Below are 2,389 nucleotides of genomic sequence, written 5' to 3' on the forward strand. Positions count from 1 at the left end.
CGCGCCCCGCGGGGCGCGTTGTTGGTTCCGATGAAATCATGACCGGCCGTTGCGCCGGCCAGTTCAGCCTTGCGGAACGGTATCGGCGAACGGCTGGCGCTGCGCCAGCTTCGCGAAATGCTTGTCGAGATTCGGGTGACGGTCGCGCCAGTTGAGCTCAGGCATCCGGAAGTCGAGATAGCCGAGCGCGCAGCCGAGTGCGATGTCGGCGAGCGTGTAGTGATTACCGACGCACCACGTTTTGCCGCCGAGGCCTTGCGACATCGCCACGAGCGCGTCGTCGATCTTGCGCTGCTGGCGTGCGATCCAGTCTGCGCTCCGGTGCGCCGGTTCGCGCTGCGTGTGCTCGAGCCGGATCGCGACCGACGCGTCGAGCACGCCGTCGCACAGCGCTTCCCAACAGCGCACCTCGACACGCTCACGGCCCGACGGCGGAATCAGCTTGCCGACCGGCGACAGCGTATCGACGTATTCGCAGATCACGCGGGAGTCGAACACGGCCGCGCCATCCTCCATCACGAGGCACGGAACCTTGCCGAGCGGGTTCGACGCATGAATGTTCGTGTCCGATGCCCAGACGTTTTCAAGCTCCAGCTTGTAGTCGATCTTCTTTTCAGCCAGCACGATCCGCGCCTTTCGGACGTACGGGCTGCCGAGCGAACCGATTAATTTCATCATCTGCCTTTCAAAGGGAACTGCCGAAAGTATACGGTGTCGCCGATCATAACCGGGCGGTGCGACACGGCAGAAAATCGCCCGTTCAGCCTGTGGATGCTTTGCAACAGGCGCCGCGCCCCGCCGGCCCTTTCACGCATCGCGTCCGGCGGCGCTACAATCGCACGATGAATGCGCCGACCGAACCCGCCATCGACGTCTACCGCCAACGCCGCGAACGCGTGCTTGCCGCACTGCGCGCCGCGGGCGGCGGCGTCGCCATCTTCCCCACCGCGCCGGAAGTGCTGCGCAACCGCGATACGGGCTACCCGTACCGCCACGACAGCTACTTCTATTACCTGACCGGTTTCACCGAGCCGGACGCCGTGCTCGTGCTGGACGCTTCCGCACCGCCCGGCGCGCCACGGTCGATCCTGTTCTGCCGCGCGAAGAACGCCGACCGCGAAATCTGGGAAGGCTTCCACTACGGCCCGGACGCCGCGCGCGAAGCATTCGGCTTCGACGCCGCGTTCACGGTCGATGCAATCGACACCGAAATGCCGCGCCTGCTCGCCGACGCGGGCACCGTGCATTACCGGTTCGGCGCATCCGCGGCGTTCGAGCGCCAGCTCGTCGGCTGGCTCGATGCTGTGCGCGCGCAGGCCCGCACGGGCGTCGCCGCGCCGGACGCGATGCTCGACGTGGGGCCGGTTCTCGACGACATGCGGCTCGTCAAGGACGCGCACGAACTGGCGATCATGAGCCGCGCAGCGCACATCTCGGCACTCGCGCATCGCCGCGCAATGCAGGTCTGCCGGCCGGGCATGCGCGAATTCGAGATCGAAGCCGAACTGCTTTACACGTTCCGCAAGCACGGCGCGCAGGCGCCGGCCTACGGCTCGATCGTCGCCGCGGGCGCAAACGCCTGCGTGCTGCACTATCCCGCCGGCAACGCGGTCATACAGGACGGCGACCTGATCCTGATCGACGCCGCATGCGAGCTGGACGGCTACGCGTCGGACATCACGCGCACGTTCCCGGCCAACGGACGCTTTTCGCCCGCGCAGCGCGCGCTGTACGATATCGTGCTCGCCGCGCAGCAGGCCGCGATTGACGCGACACGCGCCGGCGTAGCGTTCGAGGCACCGCACGACGCCGCGGTGCGCGTGCTCGCGCAGGGCTTGCTCGACACCGGGATCATTCCGAAGACGGCATTCTCGAGCGTCGACGACGTGATCGCCGAACGCGCGTATGCGCGCTTCTACATGCATCGCACCGGCCACTGGATCGGCATGGACGTGCACGACTGCGGCGATTACCGCGAGCGGCTCGGCAAGCGCGACGACCAGGGCGCGTTGCCGTGGCGCACGCTGAAACCCGGCATGACGCTGACGATCGAGCCCGGCCTGTACGTGCGCGCCGCCGACGACGTGCCGCCCGAATACTGGAACATCGGCATCCGCATCGAGGACGACGCAATCGTGCGCGAGCAGGGTTGCGAGCTGATCACCCGCGAGGTGCCCGTCGCCGCCGCCGAGATCGAGGCGCTGATGCGCGCCGGCGCCGCGCCCGGCGCGTGAGCGCACGTTTCCGACCGTTTCATCCGTTTCAAGATTTTCGATGACGACCGCCTCTTCCCCGGCCACGCCGGAATACGACCTTGCCATTGTCGGCGCCGGCCCCGTCGGGCTCGCGCTGGCCGGATGGCTCGCGCGACGCAGCGCGACGCGCAACT

2 protein-coding genes are annotated in these 2,389 nt (G+C 67.5%); one reads left to right on the forward strand and one right to left on the reverse strand.

From position 1 onward, the window contains the following. Positions 1-63: 63 nt before the first annotated feature. On the reverse strand, positions 64-678 hold the full coding sequence (locus KH616_RS24155; RefSeq protein ID WP_292253718.1) for a glutathione S-transferase N-terminal domain-containing protein: 615 nt from the start codon (positions 676-678) through the stop codon (positions 64-66). 164 nt (positions 679-842) lie between these two features. On the opposite strand from KH616_RS24155, the gene KH616_RS24160 reads away from it, so the two are divergent. Next, positions 843-2,234: an aminopeptidase P N-terminal domain-containing protein gene (locus KH616_RS24160; RefSeq protein WP_292253721.1), complete on the forward strand. Its 1,392-nt coding sequence runs from the start codon at positions 843-845 to the stop codon at positions 2,232-2,234. Positions 2,235-2,389: the final 155 nt, after the last annotated feature.

Source organism: Burkholderia sp. (assembly GCF_018375725.1).
Classification (GTDB): Bacteria; Pseudomonadota; Gammaproteobacteria; order Burkholderiales; family Burkholderiaceae; genus Burkholderia.